This is a genomic window from Sphingomonas sp. Ag1, from assembly GCF_000980895.1.
GTDB classification, from domain to species: Bacteria; Pseudomonadota; Alphaproteobacteria; order Sphingomonadales; family Sphingomonadaceae; genus Sphingomonas; species Sphingomonas panaciterrae.
Map to the genome: position 1 here is coordinate 1 of NZ_LAZX01000033.1, position 2,789 is coordinate 2,789.

1 protein-coding gene is annotated in these 2,789 nt (G+C 70.7%); it reads left to right on the forward strand.

Annotated features, from left to right (window positions below; genetic code table 11):
- Positions 1 to 2,789: bifunctional proline dehydrogenase/L-glutamate gamma-semialdehyde dehydrogenase PutA (putA, locus tag XM50_RS00325; protein ID WP_046406396.1), on the forward strand; the 2,789-nt coding region annotated here is incomplete at both ends.

The window sequence follows — 2,789 nt, forward strand, 5'->3', positions numbered from 1 at the left end:
CGCGACGCCGCTGCGCGCCGCGATCACCGCCGCCACCCGCCGCCCCGAGCCGGAGGCGCTCGCCCCCCTCCTCGACGAAGCGACGCTGCCGGAGGAGACAAAGGCCAGGGCGCTCGCGACCGCGACCAAGCTGATCACGGCACTGCGTGCGAAGCACAAGGGCACCGGCGTCGAGGGTCTGGTGCAGGAATATGCCCTTTCCAGTCAGGAAGGCGTGGCCTTGATGTGCCTCGCCGAGGCGCTGCTGCGCATCCCCGACGACGACACCCGCGACGCACTGATCCGCGACAAGATCGCCGGCGGCGACTGGCGCAGCCACATCGGCGACGGCCGCTCGCTGTTCGTCAACGCCGCCACCTGGGGCCTGGTGGTGACGGGCAAGCTCACCAACAGCGTCAACGACCGCGGTCTCGCCGCCGCGCTCACCCGCCTGATCGCGCGCGCCGGCGAACCTGTCATCCGCCGCGGCGTCGACATGGCGATGCGCATGATGGGCGAGCAGTTCGTCACCGGCGAGACGATCGAGGGGGCGCTGAAGCGCGCCCGCCCGCTGGAAGCGCGCGGCTTCGGCTACAGCTACGACATGCTGGGCGAGGCCGCGACCACCGCCGCCGACGCCGACCGCTATTACCGCGACTATGAAACCGCGGTTCACGCCATCGGCAAGGCGTCGGCCGGCCGCGGCATCTACGCCGGCCCCGGAATCTCGATCAAGCTCTCCGCCCTCCACCCCCGTTACGCCCGCGCCCAGGGCGACCGCGTCATGGCCGAGCTGCTGCCCCGCGTCCGCGCGCTCGCCCTAATCGCCAGGGGCTATGACATCGGCTTCAACATCGACGCGGAGGAGGCCGACCGGCTCGAACTCTCGCTCGACCTTCTCGAAAGCCTCGCGCTCGATCCCGCGCTCGCCGATTGGAACGGCCTCGGCTTCGTCATCCAGGCCTATGGCAAGCGCTGCCCCTTTGTCATCGACTGGATCGTCGATCTCGCCCGCCGCGCCGACCGCCGCATCATGGTCCGTCTGGTCAAGGGCGCCTATTGGGATGCCGAGATCAAGCGCGCGCAGGTTGATGGCCAGTCGGACTTCCCCGTCTACACGCGCAAGATCCACACCGACGTCTCGTACCTCGCCTGCGCCCGCCGCCTGCTCGCGAACCGCGACGCGGTGTTCCCGCAATTCGCCACCCACAATGCGCAGACGCTGGCGACCGTCCACGCCATGGCCGGCCCCGACTTCACCATCGGCGATTTCGAATTCCAGTGCCTCCACGGCATGGGTGAGCCGCTGTATGACGAGGTGGTCGGCGCGGATAAGCTCAACCGCCCCTGCCGCATCTACGCCCCGGTCGGCACGCACGAGACATTGCTCGCCTATCTCGTCCGCCGCCTGTTGGAGAACGGCGCCAACAGCTCGTTCGTGAACCGCATCGCCGATCCCGAAGTCTCCATCGCCGATCTCGTCGCCGATCCGGTCGCGATCGTCCGCGCCGCCGACACGCCGGGGCAGAAGCACGCCGCGATCGCGCTCCCAGCCGACCTCTACCCCCGCCGCCGCAATTCGGACGGCCTCGACCTCACCGACGAACGCACGCTCGCCGCATTGGCCGCGACGATGCAGGCCGGCGCCCACAGCAACTGGCACGCCGCCCCCAATGATGGTCAGGGCACCCCCCGCCCCGTGCTGAACCCCGCCGACCACCGCGACACCGTCGGCACCGTCGTCGAGGCAAGCCCCGAGCAGGCATCGGCCGCCGCGCGCACCGCAGCCGCCGCCGCCCAGTCATGGGCCGCCACCTCCCCGGCCGACCGCGCCGCTATCCTCGATCGCGCCGCCGACACGATGCAGGCGCGCATGGCCGAGCTGATCGGCCTGACCGTGCGCGAGGCCGGCAAGTCCGTCCCCAACGCCATCGGCGAGGTGCGCGAGGCGATCGACTTCCTGCGCTATTATGCCGATCAGGCGCGGCGCGGCTTCGGCCCCGCGCACCAGCCGCTCGGCGCCGTCACCTGCATCAGCCCGTGGAATTTCCCGCTGGCGATCTTCACCGGGCAGGTCGCCGCCGCGCTCGTCGCAGGCAACGCCGTGCTGGCGAAGCCGGCCGAGGAAACCCCGCTGATCGCCGCGCAGGGCGTCGCGATCCTCCACGCGGCCGGCGTCCCCGCCGACGCGCTTCAGCTCGTCCCCGGTGACGGATCGATCGGCGCCGCCCTCGTCGCCGCGCCCGAGACGGCCGCAGTGATGTTCACCGGCTCGACCGAGGTCGCCCGCCTCATCCAGCGCGAACTCGCCACCCGCGTCTCTGCCGATGGCGCGCCGATCCCGCTCATCGCCGAGACGGGCGGCCAGAACGCCATGATCGTCGACAGCTCCGCGCTTGCCGAACAGGTGGTGGCGGACGTCATCGCCTCCGCCTTCGACAGCGCCGGCCAGCGTTGCTCGGCGCTGCGCATCCTGTGCCTGCAGGAGGAGGTCGCCGACCGGATCCTCACCATGCTGCGCGGCGCGCTGCAGGAGCTGCGCATCGGCCGTACCGATCGGCTGGCAGTCGACATCGGCCCGGTCATCACCGCCGAGGCGCAAGGCAACATCACCCGTCACATCGCCGCGATGCGCGACCGCGGCCACAAGGTCGATTCGCTCCCGCTCGGCGAGGCGACCACGCACGGCACCTTCGTCGCCCCGACGATCATCGAGCTACCCGATATTGCCGAGCTTCAGCGCGAGGTATTCGGCCCGGTTCTCCACGTCATCCGCTACAAGCGCAGCGGGCTCGACGCGCTGATCGACC